Below are 18,790 nucleotides of genomic sequence, written 5' to 3'. Positions count from 1 at the left end.
AGAGGCACGAGGGTGTTAGATAAAGTCTATTCGGATAAGTAGAATTGTGTATACTTATAATTTGAATTGGAAGTCTGCATAGCCGCTTGCACCATGTTCATGGACATCAAGACCATCTTCCTCTTCTTGTTTACTTACACGTAAACCAACTGTTTTATCAATTACTTTGAATATAATAAATGCTAGAATTGCAGTATATGCACCAACAGCTAATATACCAATTAATTGTTTTCCTAGGAATTCAAAACCACCACCATAGAATAAGCCAAGACCAATTTCATCGCTTGTAGAGAATAATCCAGTTAAGAGTGTTCCAAGAATACCACAAGCCCAGTGAACACCAGTTGCACCAACAGGATCGTCAATTCTTAATTTCTTATCAACGAATTCAATAACGAATACAACAGCGATACCAGCGATTAAGCCAATAATAAATGCTCCCCAATAGGAAACAACGTCACAACCAGCGGTAATGGCAACTAAACCAGCTAATGTTCCATTGAATGACATTGAAATATCTGGTTTACCGTAACGAATCCAGGTAAGAATTAATGTAGCTAATGTTGCAGTAGCAGCTGCAAGGTTAGTTGTCATCGCAATATCACCAACACTTGTTGTAGCAGCAGTTGTAGAACCACAGTTGAAACCAAACCAACAGAACCAAAGAATGAATACACCTAATGCACCTAAAGGAAGATTATGACCAGGTATTGCATTCACTTTACCATCTTTTGAATATTTACCAATACGAGGTCCAAGAATCTTGGCACCAATTAAGGCACACCAACCACCAACAGAGTGAACAGCAGTCGATCCAGCAAAATCATGGAAACCAAGATCAGCTAACCAGCCACCACCCCAGATCCAGTGACCTGTGATTGGATAGATGAAAACACTGATACAGGCACTGTAGATTAGGTAAGCTTTGAATTTTGTTCTTTCTGCCATTGCTCCAGATACGATTGTAGCTGCAGTAGCACAGAATACCGTGTGGAAAATCATAAATACACCAATTGGTAAAGGTGTTACATCTGTTAACGATTGTGGATTGAAGAAACCGGAAGTACCGATAATACCACCGGCATCATCACCAAACATTAATGCGAAACCAATCATAAAGAAGAAAATGGTTCCAAGAACAAAGTCCATAAGGTTTTTCATAAGAATGTTACCTGCATTTTTTGCACGCGTAAATCCTGTTTCTACCATAGCGAAACCAGCTTGCATAAAGAATACAAGGAATGCTGCTAGCATAGTCCAAATAATATCCATCAATAATTGTGTATCTTCCATAATAAATCCTCCCTTAATTTGATCTGTTCTAGACCCTACAAAAAAGGAGATAACTAGTCGCCACCTAAGTGACGATTCGTTATCTCCTTTGATAAACGATATGACGTGTTAACTTATGAAACATGAACAGTAGCGTAGCTGCGCGGATTGCAAATGTTTCAGAATTGTGAGAGTTGCAAGGCAACGAAACAATTCATGCATACGAATATATATTAATATGTAAGGTTATTAACAATTTGAAATGATACTAAAGAGCCTCTGTACCACGTTCACCAGTACGAATACGAACGGCATCCTCTACATCATAAATAAAGATCTTACCATCTCCGTAATTACCAGTGTTAATCTCTTTTACTACTTTTTCTACGATATGTTCAGCGATGTCATCCGTAACAACGGTTTCGACTTTTACTTTTGGTAAAAGGTTCACATTGTATTCTGCACCACGATATACCTGTTTGTAACCTTTTTGATTACCATATCCCATGATATTTGTGATCATAATACCACTTGCATGACATTCATCAAGTATTGTTTTCAAGTCTTCCAGTTTTTCTGGCTTAATAATCATCTCAAGTTTTTTCATAAAACTACCTCCTCATTTTATTAACATACATGATGCAATCTAGGAATGTAAGGATATCCCTAACAAATAAAAAAAGCGCTTCTTATGTCATATAAGAAACGCCTTCGCTTTTTATGTGTCTTATTATACATCAAAAGCATGTTTTGTCAAATAGTTTTTTAAAATAATTATGAATTAAATTTTCGTTGATTAATAAAGCCATACCTAGGCAAGGTTTTCGGAGTGTGTTATGATGGTAAAAGAATAAATTTTTGGTTTGGGTGTCAAAAGCCTGAATTTAATACTATGTCCTACATTACATGCAATAGGTTGTTGTTTGTACAAATTGACGTAAGTAATTTTTATGTAGGGCTTTTGACACCCGAATCAGTAAATGGTAGGAGCAACTAGATTCGTAGGTTTATCAAATTTGAGTATAATAACAGGAAGAATGGAGAAAGAATGAAACAAAGTACAAATAAACAAAATACAAGCAAACAAGGGATAATGAAAGGAAAACAGATTGATTGGGATCGTTATATTACTGATGGGAAGAAGAAAAAGAGTACTAGTAACAAAAACGAAAACAACAAGAATGCGAGTAGTAAAAGTGCTAATGGAAAGACTGTAAATAAAAGTACAAACAGTAAAAATACAAATGGTAAGTCTACAAACAATAAGAATACAAACAGTTTTATAAAAAAGACCAATGTACAGAAGAATACTGCAGAGAAAAAAGGAAAGATCATTGGAAAGCTGAAAAAACCAGTGGAGATGAATCTGTTCTATATGGCAACAAAAGAATTGGATTGCAAACAGATCCTTGCTCCGATTCAAGAAGAAAAGGGAATGGAGATTCAAGTTTGGCCAGAACTTGGTATATCCTCCATTGAATTTGGTGAAGGAAAAAGTATTGACTTTCAAGAATGTGAATACGAGTCATTTGATTCGGAAAGTGATCGAGAATTTCTTGAAGAAATGGATGTTAAAGTTATATATGAAGTAATGATGTTAGAAGAGTGCAAATCACAAGCAGTAGACTGGTTCCTTTCCATGATACAGGAAAATGGCGGTTTCTTCTGTACAGATAGTGATGATTTTACCCCAATCTATCATAAAGAGGAGTTGGAGAGATGGAGATAAAAAAGGAAGTCGATCTCATCAGCAATTACATGATCCGATTAAGAAAGCATTTTCATATGAATCCCGAACTCGGGATGCAGGAATATGAAACGTCAAAACGAATTAAAGAAGAACTGACTGTCATGGAGATTCCCTTCGTGACAGCAGCACAAACAGGTGTAATCGGATTTGTTGGTCATGGACCACATGTAATTGCATTACGGTGTGATATGGATGCATTACGGATTACCGAGAAGACCGGTGTTACATATAAGTCCAAAACAGAAGGACTCATGCATGCCTGTGGGCATGATGCACATATGGCAGCCATGTTAGGAGCTGCTGAAATTCTTAAAAAATATGAAGATACCCTAAAATGTACGGTAAAATTGATTTTTCAACCCTCGGAAGAGAACTGTCTGGGAGCAAAAGCAATCTGTGATGGCGGTCATCTTGATGATGTCGAAGAAATCTTTGGATTGCATGTATTTGGTGACATACCTTGTGGCAAAATATCTATAGAGGAAGGTCCAAGAATGGCAGCATCGGATATCTTTCGAATTCGAATAACAGGAAAATCAGGACATGCAGGGAAACCACAACAATGTGTGGATGCAACAGTTGCAGGTGCGGCTACCGTAATCAATCTGCAATCTATTATTAGTAGGGAATTTGATCCTGTGAATAGTGCGGTGGTTACGGTAGGACATTTTGTTTCTGGCACCCAGCATAATGTAATTTCTGGAGAAGCATATATAGAAGGAACTGCTAGAACATTTTCTACAGTAGACTGCAAACACATTGAACAATCTGTTAAGCGAATTGCTTATAATACTGCATCGGCTTATAGTGCAACCGCACATGTAGAATACCTACGTTCCTTGCATCCAGTTGTTATGAACGATAGGAATGTAACGGCGACAGCCTTGAATGCTGCCAAGAAGTTATTTAATTCGACAGAAATTATTTCCGTTCCTAAGATGATGTTAGGCGAGGACTTTTCCATCTATCAGCAACATATCCCAGGAGCATTTGCATTTGTTGGTGGGGGTAATGAAGAATTAGGCAGAGCATATCCAAATCATCATGAGTGTTTTAATATTGATGAACGTGCAGTTTTGGTGTCTGCGCAGCTGTTAATTGGGTATGTTATGGAATATAATAGTAAGCAGTAATTGCATTTTTTTGCGTACCTCTACAAATTTACTTGATTCTTGTTAAAAAAAAATATATGATAGTATCGACAAATGAATAATGGGAGAATATTATCGAAAGGTTTGCTTCGGCAAACAAGGAGGCTAATGTGAAAAACAAACATTTTTCAAAATACCTAGTAATGTTCGTCATTCTCGTATGTACTGTTGCACTTTCTGGATGCAAAGGCGATAAGTCACAGGAGAATACAAACAAGGCGCCGACTACAGATGATACATCTTCTAAGGAGTCTGGACAGGATGCAGATGGTGAAGTTACACCAATCTATGGCGGCTCTATTGTAGTAGGAATTACACAGGATCTAGATAGTCTTGACCCACACAAAGCAGTTGCGGCAGGAACTAATGAAGTCTTATTCAATGTTTATGAAGGTTTAGTTAAACCGAATGAAAATGGTGATTTAGTTCCAGCTGTTGCAAGCGATTACCAAGTATCAGAAGATGGAAAGGAATATACCTTTTCCATCCGCGAAGGAATTACATTCCATAATGGTGATGCAGTAACAGCAGAGGATATAAAATATTCGATCGAACGTTGCGCTGGTTTGCTTGAGGAGACGGATCCGTCTGTTAAAGTGGAATCGGCGCTTTCTAATGTAAAAGAAGTGAATATACTTGATGAGAAAACCGTTCAATTAAAATTAGAGAAGGGAGATACAGAAATTCTTCCTTACCTAACTTGTGCAATTGTTCCAGCGAATTACGATAAACTGGATACACAGCCAATGGGAACGGGACCATTCAAATTCGTTTCTTATGCACCATTGGAAAGTTTCATAATCGAAAAGAACGAAGCATATTGGGGAGAACAAGCATACCTTGATCAGGTTACCTTTAAAATCTCTGCCAATACCGATTCTGCATTTATGGAATTAATGGCTGGTTCCATTGATATCTTCCCATATTTGACAGACGACCAAGCGAATCAATTACCAGATACGTATAACATAGCAGAAGGAAATATGAATCTGGTACAAGCATTATTTCTAAATAATGCAGCAGAACCATTTACAGATGAAAAGGTTCGTCAGGCAGTATGCTATGCATTGGATCGTCAAGCAATTCTAGATATGGTAGCGGGGGGAAGAGGTACGATCATAGATACCAACATGTTCCCTGCATTTACAAAGTACTACAATACGGATCTTACAGGTACGTATGATTACAATGTAGACAAAGCAAAAGAATTATTAGCAGAAGCTGGTTATGGGAATGGATTTACCTTTACTATTACGGTTCCTTCCAATTATCAGTACCATGTGGATACCGCACAGATTCTTGTGGAACAACTAAAAGCAGTTGGAATCACAGCGAAGATTCAGCAGGTAGAGTGGAACGGCTGGTTAGAAGATGTATACAATGGAAGAAATTATGAAGCAACAATCATTGGTCTGGATTCCAATTTAGCACCAAGAGATTCCGTAGAACGCTTCGTGTCAACTGCAAAGAATAATTTCATCAACTACAAAAACGAACAATTTGATGAAACATTTGCAAAAGCAATTGCAAGTACAGTTGATGAAGAAAAAGTAGAATATTATAAACAATTACAAGCATATCTCACACAGGATGCGGCATCTGCATACATTCAGGATCCACCTCTATTAGTTGCGGTGAATAAGAAGTTAGCAGGTTATACGTTCTATCCAGTTTATGTACAGGATATGGCGAAAGTATACTATATCTCAGAATAGGAAGGAAAGGTGGTGCAACGATGAAATATATTCTTAAAAAAATAAGTACTCTCATTATAACATTGTTCCTTGTCACAATATTCACGTTCACTGCCTTCCAAGTAATACCTGGAGATAGTGTATCGAGTACTCTCGGTATGGATGCAAGTCCTGAAGCAATTCAGGCCTTGCGCCATGAGAGAGGCTTAGATGATCCACTCGTTATTCGTTATGGAAGATGGTTAGGAGGCGTTCTAAAAGGCGATTTTGGTGAATCGACGCAGTATAATATGCCTGTTTGGAATCTACTATCCACAAGATTAACCGTTACGATCTGGTTAGCGGCAATCTCCATCGTATTGATTTTTTTATTTTCCTTTCCCATTGGAATCTTATCCGCAAAAAAGGAAGATGGGTTCTTTGATCGTTTGATGGTATTCTTAACACAGACATTTATGGCAATTCCACCATTTTTCTTAGGAATGATCTTAACCTTGGTATTTGGTGTATGTTTGAAATGGTTTATACCGGGCAATTATGTAAGCTTTCAAGAAGATAAAGGAAAATTCTTTGCATATTTGATTTATCCAGCCATTGCAATGGCAATTCCAAAGATCGCAATGACAGTAAAGTTCTTACGAAGTTCGATTCGCAGACAGATGCATTTTGAATATGTAAGAACGGCGAAGAGTAAAGGAAACTCCAAGAGGGGAATCCTTGTGAAGCATGTTTTAAAAAATGCGTGTATTCCTGTTATTACATTCCTTGGAATGATCATTGCAGATGTTCTTGCGGGAAGTATTATTATTGAGCAGGTATTCAACTTGCCTGGAATGGGACGTTTGTTGGTAGTAGCAATTGCTAATCGAGATTATGCGGTTGTCCAAGCAGTGGTGCTCTATATTGCTACCATTGTTGTGGTGATTAATTTACTTGTAGATATCCTCTATCGGGTTATTGATCCGCGGATCAGCAAAGAAGGAGGTGCAAGGTGATGAAAGTCAGTTGGAACCGAATAATTGGTGCAATATTGGTTGGCATTGTCCTACTATTTGTTATCATAGGCGTATTCTACACACCGTACGATCCTAATGCGATGAATGGAGCAGCAAAGAGCCAAGCTCCAAGTTTGCTTCATTGGTTAGGAACCGATAATTTTGGTAGAGACTTATTAAGCCGTGTGATGGAAGGAAGTAGGACAACCTTCTTTGTTGCCATTGCTACCGTGGCCATTGGTGGAACGATTGGTACATTGGTAGGTGCATTAACAGGTTTTTATGGTGGAAGAATTGATCAAATCATTATGAGAATTAATGATGGAATTACTTCTTTCCCGAGTATCCTGTTAACCTTGGTCATCATAAGTGTGTTTGGAATAGGAAAATACAAAATCATATGGGCACTTGGAATTGTCTTCATTCCTAGTTTTGTTCGTGTTGTTCGAAGTGAGTACATGGTACAAAAAGAGATGGATTATGTAAAAACAGCAAAATTAATGGGAGCGAGTGATGTTCGAATTCTATTTCTTCATATATTACCAAATATTCGCCCGATTCTCGTATCTACGATTACCATTGGTTTTAATAATGCAGTGTTAGCAGAAGCAGGAATGAGTTATCTTGGACTAGGTGTGCAACCACCTGATGCCAGTTTAGGACGAATGCTTTCTGAAGCACAAGCATATCTATTTTCCGCACCTTGGTATGCGATTGCACCAGGTGTGATGATTGTGATTACCGTGTTAGGATTAAGTTTAGTAAATGAAGGCTGACCGTGCCCAAGAAAGGAGTTCATCCGATGTTATTGGAAGTTAAGAATTTAACCATTGGGTTTGTTGATACAAAACCAACGCAACAAGTAGTCAATCAAATATCCTTTCATATTAACAAAGGAGAGATTCTTGGCATAGTAGGAGAGTCTGGTTCAGGAAAATCCATGACCGCATTATCCATTATGGGATTGCAGAAAGATTCTGCCCGTATTACAAGTGGAGAGATCAACTTGGAAGGAAAAAATCTTCTTGGGATGTCAGAAAAAGAGCGAAGAGCGTATCTAGGGAAAGAAATAGCAATGGTTTTTCAAGAACCAATGACCAGTTTGAACCCCGTAATGAAGATTGGTGATCAAGTAAGCGAGATGCTGAAATTACACACGAATTTGTCAAAACAGGAACGACTGGAAAAGACATATCAATCATTTGAAGAGGTGGGGTTAAGCAATCCGAAGGAGTTATATGACAAGTATCCATTTGAACTATCTGGTGGTATGAGACAAAGAGTCATGATCGCAATGGCAATGATTTGCAAACCTAAAGTATTGATTGCTGATGAACCGACAACGGCGCTTGATGTATCTGTACAGGCACAGATCTTAGAACTATTAAAGAAAATGAATGAAGAATACGGTGTCAGTATCATTCTTATTTCCCATGATCTTGGTGTAATCCGAACGATGTGTAAACAAGTAATCGTTATGGCAGAAGGAAATATCGTAGAACAGGGACAGGTGGAGGACATTCTCTATCATCCAAAGCAGGAATATACGATAAAATTATTAGAAGCGATTCCTTCCATTCACCGTAATAGAATGCAGAAGCAACATAACAAGGAGAATGAGAAGGAAAGTGCGGATAAACAGACGGTTAACGTACAAGAATTATCCAATCATGCAAATGGTATAGGGAATGTGTCTACAGATAAGATGCTTACGGTGTCGAATTTGTCTGTTTCCTATTATAAGAATGGACGAATCCATCGAGGAGAGAGAAAAGAAATTGTACAAGAGGCTTCTTTCTATATTAATACAGGAGAAGTTGTGGGGATTGTAGGAGAAAGTGGGAGTGGAAAATCCACCCTAGCCAAAGCAATTGTTGGGCTGTTATCTACCTATGAAGGTCATGTACAGTGTGAAGAAGCGAGACCACAGATGGTATTCCAAGATCCGTATAGCAGCTTAAATCAGGCTAAGAGGATTGAATGGATTTTGGAAGAGCCTCTGAAAATCCAAGGTGGGTTCAAAAAGAAAGAGAGAAAGCAATTGGTTCGGGAACGACTGCAGGAAGTAGGGTTATCCGAGGAGATTGGCAAACGCTATATTCATCAATTAAGTGGTGGACAAAGACAAAGGGTATGCATAGCAGCAGCCCTAATGTTGCAATCCCGTTTCGTGGTACTCGATGAAGCGGTGTCGGCGTTGGATGTAACCATACAACGGCAGATTCTTACCTTGTTAATGAATCTAAAGAGAAAACATAATCTAACATATTTATTCATTTCTCATGATATGAACGTGATTCACGAAATTTGTGATCGAGTTTTGGTTATGCATAATGGCAGGATTGTTGAGCAGGGAGAAACCGAAGATGTTTTTGCTTCTCCAAAGGCTGCATATACCAAGAAGCTTTTAGAAGCAGTATTATAGGTTTTATGAGTGGACAAAGTAGAAAAATTATGGTTGAATTTTTCTATTTTGTCCTTTTTTAAATCAATTTATACAAAAGCTGCAATAAATAGTATATAGGAAAAATTTTTGTATGATTTATGATAAAAATAAATCAATTTATAGAGAAAAAGAAGTGAATAAATAAAGAAAAATTGGTATAATAAATCGATACTAGTTATGAAAAATACCCATTATAGTAAGTATGAATTAATTGGTACTTTTCGTTTGATCCATAATCTTGGTATCATACACAGCACAAAAGAGAAACACTTTAGAGGAAAAGGGAGGTCGTTTTATGAGGACGATAAGAAGTAAGATCATTTTAAGTTACATACTTTGCACGATGACACTGTCAATCATACTAAGTTTCATAAGCGTGACAGAGTCTAGTAAAATGGCAAATCGCAACGCAAAAGACTACATGTCACTTACCAGTACAAATCGTAGTTCAGAGATGAATGCACTGATTTCACAAATTGAACAGTCCGTGGACACGTTAAGTGCTATTGTATTAAGTAAACTGGATATAAGTCAGTTTAAGAATAATTATACATATGTTTCGTCTTTTACAAGTTCAGTTGCAGATGACGTTGTGGAATTCGCCAATAATACGAAAGGAGCTATTACTGCATACATAAGATACAATCCTGATTTTACAGAACCAACGTCAGGTATATTCTTAAGTAGAAATTCGGTTGACGAAGCGTTTCAAAGTGTTACACCGACTGATTTTAGTACATATGAGAAGGATGATCTAGAGCACGTTGGCTGGTACTATCTTCCGGTAAACAATAAAGCTCCAATGTGGATGGAACCTTATCAGAATGCAAATATTAATATCTATATGATCTCTTACGTCGTACCACTGTATATAAACGGGGAATCAGTGGGAATTGTAGGAATGGATATTGATTATAGAAAATTAACCGATATTGTATCGAAACCAGTTAGTTATGAGAATGGGTATTCATTTCTACTAGGTGACGATAATAAGATTATGTTTCATAAGGATTTGGATTTTGGATGCGATCTTTCAGAGATCGGTGGAGAGTCTCTTCAAAAAGCAATAGAGAAGATCAATAACGGAGAGCAGGAAGATCAGTTAATTTCCTATAGCTATCAGGGAAAGGATAAGTATCTCACACTCCATAAGTTAGATAATGGCATGCGTTATGTTTTGACAGTTCCAAAAGTGGATATTCAGAAAAATGCCATGGTAATGAAAAAGAAAATAGCAGTGGTAGTGGTAGTGTTAGAACTTATTGTTATTATTTCGGGTATTTTCCTTGGAACCGGACTGGCAAAACCAATAAAGAGAATTACCAAAGTGATCAATGAAACAGCAAAATTAAACTTTGCAGCAAGTGAAGATATGAATACATTGTCCAAGAGACATGATGAAACGGGACAAATGGCAAAAGCGGTACTTACGATGCGAAGTGCTTTGCAGAATACGGTCATTAATATGAACCATGTTAAAGAGAATATCCTGTCCAATGTAACACGACTAGATGAAGTGATGAAACAGTATTATGATATGGCAGAGGATAACTCCTCAACGACGGAAGAGTTGGCATCAGGAATGGAAGAGACTGCCTCTAATACGGAATCCATATCAGAACGGTTGAGAACGGCAAAAGATAATGCACAAGAGATCTCGGGTGTTACAAAAGAGGCGTTAAAAGAATCAGGAAATATCTTGGACAGAGCACTTGCTTTACGGATGAAAGCAAAAGACTCTAATGAAAAAGCACAGACAATATATGAGGATATTGCAAGTAAAGCGAAGGAAGCAATGGATAATTCCAAAGCAGTACATAAGATCAGTGAATTGACGGAGGAAATCAAGGGAATTTCTTCACAGACAAACTTACTAGCATTAAATGCGAGTATCGAAGCGGCAAGAGCGGGTGAAGCAGGTAGAGGATTTGCAGTTGTAGCAACGGAGATAGGAAATCTAGCTTCTGAGACCATGAAAACCTTGGACGGAATCAATGGCATTGTTGACGAGGTGACGACTGCTGTTACGAATATGGCCGCCTGTATGAATGTTACAATGAATTTTATCCAGAATAATGTAGCAGGTGATTATGATAACTTCCAACATGTTAGTGAACAATATGAAAATGATGCCAATACGTTCCGTACCGTAATGAGCGGAACGGATGAAGCGGTAGAAAAGTTATCACAGGATATGAATGAAATCACAGATATTCTTGTTGCCATTAATGCTACGGTTACCCAGTCTTCACAGGGAATCTATGTCATTGCAGAAAAATCCAGTGATGCAGTTATGAAAACGCAGGAAGGATATACGTGCTTGGAGGAGAATAAAGTAGGAGCAAAGGATTTGGAAGAAATTATTCAAAAATTCCATATATAAAGAGTATAAAGGGAAAGTCAAAAGCGAAAAGAGAAGGAGTCAATGACCTGATCAAAATGAATCTTCTATAGGAGTAAGAATTATACTTAACTGAAAAAATAGCACCTTAGAATAAGGCATTAGCTGTAATCGTTTAACGGGATTATAGCAAGTTGTCTTATGCCAGGGTGCTATTCATCATTTAGGAATTCGATGAATCAGATTGACGGCTTAGCGCAAGTTTACATAGTTTGCGGAAGGAATATTCAAAGCGGTCATTATCTTCTTTTGTACGTTTTCGTATACTTGAAGTACGAACACCAGCACGGCGTTGTTTCTTGGCAATATGCCGTTCAAACATTAAAAGATCAATATTTTCATTGGTATAGACTCGACCATTCTGATTGATGGCATACCCCTTTTTTCCAAGAACCATAGTAGCAACACCGTAATCCTGTGTTACGGCGATATCTCCTTCATTTGTTCGGTTGATCAATGCTATATCAACAGCATCAGGGGCTTTGCTGACATGAACAATCTCGGAATAATCGGATTCCAGTATATGACTGGTATCTATGATCATGATCACGGGGATCGATAATTCTTTTGCTACTTTTTCAATGATCAGCCTGACCGGGCATGCATCAGCATCGACTAATATTTTCATAAGAAATTCCTTTCTGAAAGACCTCTTTTCGTAGGATGACAGAACCAATTGGAACAAATTTCAACTTGGTCTTGTAACGCAACATTTGGTAAGGTGACCACTTAATTTGTATTTCCATAAGTGTTCCTACAATACTATAATATGCCAAATATAAAGATGGTTTACAAGTCTTAATTCATATATTTTTCGCTTTTAGGACACAAAAATTTTAGACATTATTCTATTGATTTATGGAAATACTAACATTATAATGAACATAATATGGAATCAATGCATACGGAGGTAGAATATTGGATAAAAAGAACAATAACAAAAAGAATGGAAATAAATCAGGTCTCATCTTCTGTATCGTTGCTACACTCTGTGCATTTGTGCTATTTTATTTTATGACAAATCAACTGAAGGAAAGTGCAAAAGTAGAAGTAAGCTATACAGAATTCATGACTATGTTGGAGGAAGGGAAAGTAAAATCCGTTAAGATTGACTCCAATAAGATTACGATTATACCTAAAGAAGAGAAGTCCAATGGACTTTTTAATATAACCTATTATACAGGGTATTTGAATGAGCCTGGGTTGTATGATGCACTTGATGCAGCAAAAGTAACGTATAGTGGAACGGTTCATGATACAAGTACAGGTATTTTGGAATTTATTACAATTTACTTTCTGCCATTTTTACTAATTGGAATTGTTATGAGCATGGTGTACCGTATGATCAGTAAAGGTGGCGGTGGAATGATGGGCGTTGGCAAGAGCAATGCTAAGGTCTATGTAGAAAAGGAAACAGGTGTAACATTTAAAGATGTTGCGGGACAGGAAGAAGCGAAAGAGTCATTAAAGGAACTTGTGGATTTTCTTCATAATCCAGGAAAATACACGAGGATTGGTGCAAAATTACCGAAAGGTGCGCTTTTAGTTGGACCACCAGGAACAGGAAAAACATTACTTGCGAAAGCCGTAGCAGGAGAAGCAAAAGTGCCATTTTTCTCATTATCAGGTTCTGACTTTGTGGAGATGTTTGTTGGTGTTGGTGCATCTCGTGTAAGGGATTTATTCAAACAGGCACAACAGCAGGCACCTTGTATTATATTTATCGATGAAATTGATGCAATTGGTAAGAGCCGTGATAACCATTATGGCGGCGGTAATGATGAAAGAGAGCAGACATTAAACCAGTTACTATCAGAGATGGATGGTTTTGATACATCAAAAGGACTGGTAATCTTAGCTGCAACAAATCGGCCGGAAGTATTGGATAAAGCATTATTACGTCCGGGACGTTTTGATCGACGTGTAATTGTAGATAAACCGGATTTAAAAGGAAGAATTGATATTCTGAAGGTTCATGCAAAAGATGTTTTGATGCATGATTCCGTTGATTTAGAAGCAATTGCTTTGGCAACTTCAGGTGCCGTAGGTTCTGACCTTGCGAACATGATTAATGAAGCAGCGATCACAGCTGTAAAAGCAGGTAGAACGGTTGTAACACAGGAAGATTTATTTGAATCAGTTGAAGTTGTTATAGCAGGTAAAGAGAAAAAAGATCGAATTCTTGGAAAAGAAGAAAAGAAAGTGGTAGCATATCACGAAGTAGGACATGCACTCGTTACTGCATTGATGAAAGAGGCAGAACCTGTTCAAAAGATTACCATTGTCCCTAGAACAATGGGTTCTCTTGGTTATGTGATGCAAGTACCAGAGGAAGAAAAATATCTGAATACCAAAGATGAATTATTAACGAGAATCACGACGTTATATGGAGGACGAGCTGCAGAAGAGATCGTATTTCATTCAATTACCACTGGTGCTTCCAATGATATTGAGAAAGCAACACAGATTGCAAGAGCAATGGTTACCCAATTTGGTATGACAGAACGATTTGGACTAATGGGATTGGAATCGGTAGAGAATCGTTATTTAGATGGAAGACCTGTATTGAATTGTGGAGATGCTACAGCAGGTGAAATCGATAATGAGATCATTAAGATTCTAAAGGAATGTTACGATAAAGCAGTAGAGTTACTAGAAGCAAATCGTGAAACCTTAGACCGTATAGCAGAATTCCTTATGGAGAAAGAAACCATTACGGGGAAAGAGTTCATGAAGATTTATCGTGAAGTAAAAGGAATCCCAGAAGAGGAAGAAGAAGGAATGGAACTTCCTAATAAAGCAGAAGCATCTGGTGAAGGAAAGGACCTTTTAAGTGTGGCAGAGACAAGCGAGGAAGGGAAAGAACTTTCGAATGAGTCTGAGATAACGGAAGAAACGAAAAAAATAGAGCAAAATGAAATTGACAAAAGTGGAAGAAACAAAGAGGATTAAGGTACAAGATAGGTATCTTTAAATAAAAATCGAATAACGCAGATGGTTTAGTGAGCGTGAAGAAGATCGGTGAATAATCGAAAAATTAAAAAAGCTGTCGCATAGTGGATGTGACAGCTTTTTTACTGAAAAGGAGTTTATAATGAAAGAATATAAAGCAATTGCATTGGATATTGACGGAACATTAACGAATACAAAAAAAGAAGTGACAAGTCGTACGAAGAAAGCGATAACAAGGGCGCAAGAAGAAGGCAAAATTATTATTGTTGCATCAGGAAGACCAATAGCTGGAATTCGTGGAATAGAAGATACATTGGAACTGGAGACGAAAGGTGGATATATCTTAGCATTCAACGGTGCTAGGATAAAGGATTGTAAAACAGGAGAGATTATCTATCAAAATGTAATGCCAAGGGAAATCGTTCCGGTATTATATAATGAAGCAAAAGAACATCAGGTTAGTATTATTACATACGAGGGAGATGATGTAATCTGTGGATGTAATCATGATTCGTATGTAGATATCGAAGCGAAGATCAATAAGATTAAGGTACGGGATATTGAGAATTTCGATCAGTACATTACATTTGATGTGAATAAATGTTTAATGACAGGAGAACCAGAGAAATTAGCAATACTAGAAAAAGAGATGCAACAGAAGTATGGGGATCAGCTAAGTATCTACCGATCAGAACCGTATTTTCTAGAATTCATGCCACTTAATGTGGATAAAGCGAATTCTTTATCCCACTTACTTGAGATTCTTGGATTGACAAAAGAGGAACTAATCGCTATGGGAGATGGTTTTAATGATTTATCCATGATTCAATATGCAGGACTTGGGGTAGCAATGGATAATGCACAGGATATCGTAAAAGAACATGCCGATCTAATTACCAAATCCAATGAGGAAGATGGGGTTGCTCATATAATAGAAGAATATATGCTATGATAGCAAATATTCTTCCGTTCATATATAATCGGTCTTTTGTGGATTATTAATATGAAAGAAATAGTACAAGTGAGTATATAGAAAATCAATTGCTAGAAAGGGGAAGTTCATGTTTAATATTGAAGAAGAATTAAAGAAACTTCCTGCAAAACCAGGAGTTTATATCATGCGTGATAAGCATGATACTATTATCTATGTTGGGAAAGCCATCAGTTTAAAAAATCGAGTTAGGCAGTATTTTCAAAGTAGTCGAAATCTAACCCCGAAAATTGTTAAGATGGTGTCCCGAATCGATCATTTTGAATATATCATTACAGACTCTGAAGTTGAGGCACTTGTTTTAGAAAGTAATTTGATTAAAGAACATATGCCAAGATATAATACAATGCTTAAAGATGATAAAAATTATCCGTATATCAAGGTTACAATACAGGAAGCATATCCAAGAGTAATGATCGCTAGACAGGTGAAGAAGGATAAAGCCAAATATTTTGGTCCGTATACAAGTGGAACAGCGGTCAAAGATACCTTGGATCTCATTCGGAAAATCTACCAGATTCGTACCTGCAACCGGGTGTTACCAAGAGACATTGGGAAGGAACGGGCGTGTTTGTTTTATCATATTAAGCAGTGCAGTGGTCCATGCCAAGGGTATATTACAGAGGCGGAATATCGAAAATCAGTAGATCAGATTATGGATTTTCTGAATGGAAACTTTTCTGAGGTATTGGCGATGCTTGAGAAGAAGATGCTAACTGCTTCGGAGAATATGGAATTTGAAGAAGCTGCCGGATATCGAGACCTAATGAATAGTGTAAGGCATATGGCACAAAAGCAGAAGATTACCAGTACGTCTAATCAAGAGGATAAGGATGTCATCGCCTTTGCACGGGCTGGAGATGAAGCGGTTGTTCAGGTATTCTTTATTCGAAATGGAAAATTGATTGGAAGAGAGCATTATCATCTCACAGGTGTTGAAAATGATACACGGTCCGGGGTTATGACAAGCTTTGTAAAGCAGTTTTATGCGGGAACACCATTTATCCCAAGAGAATTATTGCTGCAAGAGGAATTAGAAGAACCAGAATTGATCAGTGAATGGCTTACGGCGAAAAGGGGACAAAAGGTGTACATCACCAATCCGAAAAAGGGTGAAAAAGAGAAGCTGGTGGAATTAGCGGAAAAAAATGCTTCTCTTGTTTTGCAGCAGGATGCAGAAAAGATTAAGAGGGAAGAGCAACGAACTCGAGGAGCAATGATGGAGATCATGGATTTACTGGATCTACAGAACCTAAAGAGAGTAGAATCCTATGATATCTCCAATATTAATGGATTTGAGTCAGTAGGTTCCATGGTGGTATATGAGAATGGAAAGCCGAAGAGAAATGATTATCGAAAATTTAAGATCAAATGGGTTACAGGCAGTGATGATTATGCAAGTATGAATGAGGTTCTTACAAGACGGTTTACCCATGGAAAACAGGAAAAAGCAGAATTATTGGAGAAAAATATGGACCTGGAACATGGAAGCTTCACACGTTTCCCTGATCTGATTATGATGGATGGTGGACGAGGCCAAGTCAATATTGCATTAAAAGTTATGGAAGAATTACATTTGAACATACCTGTGTGCGGTATGGTCAAAGATGATAATCATAGAACAAGAGGATTGTATTATAATAATGTAGAAATTCCTATTGATCGTAATAGTGAAGCTTTCAAACTAATTACAAGAATTCAGGATGAGACCCACCGTTTTGCCATTGAGTATCACCGTTCCTTACGAAGCAAAGAACAGGTACATTCTATTCTTGATGATATTCCGGGAATTGGTCAGAAGAGAAGAATTGAGTTAATGAAACATTTTATGTCACTGGACGCAATAAAGGCAGCAGAGTTATCGGAGTTAGCAATCATACCAACGATGAATGAAAAAGCGGCTAAACAAGTGTATGATTTCTTTCATAAAGAAGAGAATGAAAAGAACGATTGATTTTTGACACTCCACATAGATTATGGTAATATATGCTTATAAAAGTCCGTTTTCTGCTCTGGAGATTACAAGAATAGATAAAGGAATATTAGATGGCGAAGGAGATTTTGATATGTATACAGTAGAACTGAAAAAGTTAGTAGAGAAGATGAAACTTGTTAATTGTACGCCAGATATTAATATCGATGAAATAATGATTACACAAACGGACGTGAACCGACCAGCATTACAATTAGCAGGCTTCTTTGATTACTTTGATTCGGATCGCGTACAAGTTATTGGTAATGTGGAACATGCTTATATGCAAAAGATGGAGAAAGATCATGGAGTAGGTATCATGACACGTTTACTTGATTACAAGGTTCCATGCATCGTCTTCTGCCGTAATATTGAAATTGAGCCAAGCTTAATTGATTTAGCAACACAAAAAGGGGTTCCAATATTCCAAACAGAGCAACCAACCTCTGCATTCATGGCAGAAGTAATACGTTGGCTTAAAGTAGAATTAGCACCTAGAATATCCATTCATGGAGTGCTTGTGGATGTATATGGTGAAGGTGTTTTAATCATGGGTGAAAGTGGAATTGGTAAAAGTGAAGCAGCTCTTGAATTAATCAAGAGAGGACATCGTCTTGTAACCGATGATGTAGTAGAAATCAAAAAAGTAAGTGATGCAACATTGATCGGTACGGCGCCAGATATTACCCGACATTTTATTGAATTACGTGGTATCGGAATTATTGATGTAAAGACATTGTTTGGTGTTGAAAGTGTTAAGAATACACAATCAATCGACTTAGTCATCAAATTAGAAGAGTGGAACAAAGATCAGGAATACGATCGCCTTGGATTGGATGAACAGTATACAGAATTCCTAGGTAATAAGGTGGTATGTCATCAGATTCCAATTCGTCCAGGTAGAAACCTAGCAATCATCGTGGAATCTGCAGCTGTAAACTACAGACAGAAAAAGATGGGCTATAATGCAGCAAGAGAATTATATAACCGTGTAACGAATAATTTAATGAAGAAATAATAGATTCTAATAAGCACCCTTGCTGGTGCAGTAACAAAACCATGTTATACCAAAGGATGATAAAGAAGCTTCCTTGTCATTCGTAGTCATTGGACACCAGCAAGAATGTGTTTAAATGGTAGGAGCGTAATGCGAGAACGCAACATGT

The 18,790-nt window shown here is 37.5% G+C and carries 14 protein-coding genes; 11 read left to right on the top strand and 3 right to left on the bottom strand.

Translation table 11 applies throughout. The features are described 5' to 3' along the window. Positions 1 to 54: 54 nt before the first annotated feature. On the bottom strand, positions 55 to 1,293 hold the full coding sequence (locus HBB17_RS02250) for an ammonium transporter (protein ID WP_167955377.1): 1,239 nt from the start codon (positions 1,291 to 1,293) through the stop codon (positions 55 to 57). 247 nt (positions 1,294 to 1,540) lie between these two features. Next, positions 1,541 to 1,879: a P-II family nitrogen regulator gene (locus HBB17_RS02245; RefSeq protein WP_167955375.1), complete on the bottom strand. Its 339-nt coding sequence runs from the start codon at positions 1,877 to 1,879 to the stop codon at positions 1,541 to 1,543. A 441-nt stretch (positions 1,880 to 2,320) separates the two neighbouring features. Between HBB17_RS02245 and HBB17_RS02240 the strand changes: the two genes are divergently transcribed. The 7 genes from HBB17_RS02240 to HBB17_RS02210 all read left to right on the top strand — a co-directional run bounded on the left by HBB17_RS02240 (position 2,321) and on the right by HBB17_RS02210 (position 11,691). Continuing rightward, positions 2,321 to 3,001 (top strand): hypothetical protein, encoded by a 681-nt coding sequence (locus tag HBB17_RS02240; protein ID WP_167955373.1) that lies wholly within the window; start codon positions 2,321 to 2,323, stop codon positions 2,999 to 3,001. Further along, the gene (locus tag HBB17_RS02235) at positions 2,992 to 4,155 is read left to right on the top strand and encodes a M20 metallopeptidase family protein (RefSeq protein ID WP_167955371.1); all 1,164 of its coding nucleotides are present in this window, start codon (positions 2,992 to 2,994) and stop codon (positions 4,153 to 4,155) included. Before HBB17_RS02240 ends, HBB17_RS02235 begins: the two co-directional genes overlap by 10 nt. Before the next feature lie 128 nt (positions 4,156 to 4,283). Continuing rightward, a complete protein-coding gene (locus HBB17_RS02230) occupies positions 4,284 to 5,888 on the top strand; it encodes an ABC transporter substrate-binding protein (protein WP_330588120.1) in 1,605 nt (534 codons plus the stop codon). 20 nt (positions 5,889 to 5,908) lie between these two features. Continuing rightward, entirely contained in the window at positions 5,909 to 6,862 is a 954-nt protein-coding gene (locus HBB17_RS02225) for an ABC transporter permease (protein ID WP_167955370.1), read from the top strand. Further along, a complete protein-coding gene (locus HBB17_RS02220; protein ID WP_167955409.1) occupies positions 6,862 to 7,638 on the top strand; it encodes an ABC transporter permease in 777 nt (258 codons plus the stop codon). Before HBB17_RS02225 ends, HBB17_RS02220 begins: the two co-directional genes overlap by 1 nt. Before the next feature lie 26 nt (positions 7,639 to 7,664). Next, on the top strand, positions 7,665 to 9,287 hold the full coding sequence (locus tag HBB17_RS02215; RefSeq protein WP_167955368.1) for a dipeptide ABC transporter ATP-binding protein: 1,623 nt from the start codon (positions 7,665 to 7,667) through the stop codon (positions 9,285 to 9,287). A gap of 316 nt (positions 9,288 to 9,603) precedes the next feature. Further along, on the top strand, positions 9,604 to 11,691 hold the full coding sequence (locus tag HBB17_RS02210) for a methyl-accepting chemotaxis protein (protein WP_167955366.1): 2,088 nt from the start codon (positions 9,604 to 9,606) through the stop codon (positions 11,689 to 11,691). A 181-nt stretch (positions 11,692 to 11,872) separates the two neighbouring features. Here HBB17_RS02210 and HBB17_RS02205 read toward each other — a convergent pair whose 3' ends face one another. Beyond that, entirely contained in the window at positions 11,873 to 12,337 is a 465-nt protein-coding gene (locus tag HBB17_RS02205; protein ID WP_167955364.1) for a YaiI/YqxD family protein, read from the bottom strand. 290 nt (positions 12,338 to 12,627) lie between these two features. On the opposite strand from HBB17_RS02205, the gene ftsH reads away from it, so the two are divergent. From ftsH to hprK, 4 genes are all read left to right on the top strand, one after another. After that, on the top strand, positions 12,628 to 14,661 hold the full coding sequence (ftsH, locus tag HBB17_RS02200) for an ATP-dependent zinc metalloprotease FtsH (RefSeq protein WP_167955362.1): 2,034 nt from the start codon (positions 12,628 to 12,630) through the stop codon (positions 14,659 to 14,661). Between the two features lie 142 nt (positions 14,662 to 14,803). After that, a complete protein-coding gene (locus HBB17_RS02195; protein ID WP_167955360.1) occupies positions 14,804 to 15,613 on the top strand; it encodes a Cof-type HAD-IIB family hydrolase in 810 nt (269 codons plus the stop codon). Positions 15,614 to 15,722: 109 nt separating this feature from the next. Continuing rightward, a complete protein-coding gene (uvrC, locus tag HBB17_RS02190) occupies positions 15,723 to 17,606 on the top strand; it encodes an excinuclease ABC subunit UvrC (protein WP_167955358.1) in 1,884 nt (627 codons plus the stop codon). Positions 17,607 to 17,718: 112 nt separating this feature from the next. Beyond that, positions 17,719 to 18,642, top strand: a complete 924-nt coding sequence (gene hprK, locus HBB17_RS02185; protein ID WP_167955407.1) for an HPr(Ser) kinase/phosphatase — start codon at positions 17,719 to 17,721, stop codon at positions 18,640 to 18,642. Positions 18,643 to 18,790 lie beyond the last annotated feature (148 nt).

The sequence above is a fragment of the Anaerosporobacter faecicola genome (genome assembly GCF_012070565.1).
Lineage (GTDB): Bacteria > Bacillota > Clostridia > Lachnospirales > Lachnospiraceae > Anaerosporobacter > Anaerosporobacter faecicola.
This window is presented reverse-complemented; position numbering and strand designations above follow the sequence as displayed.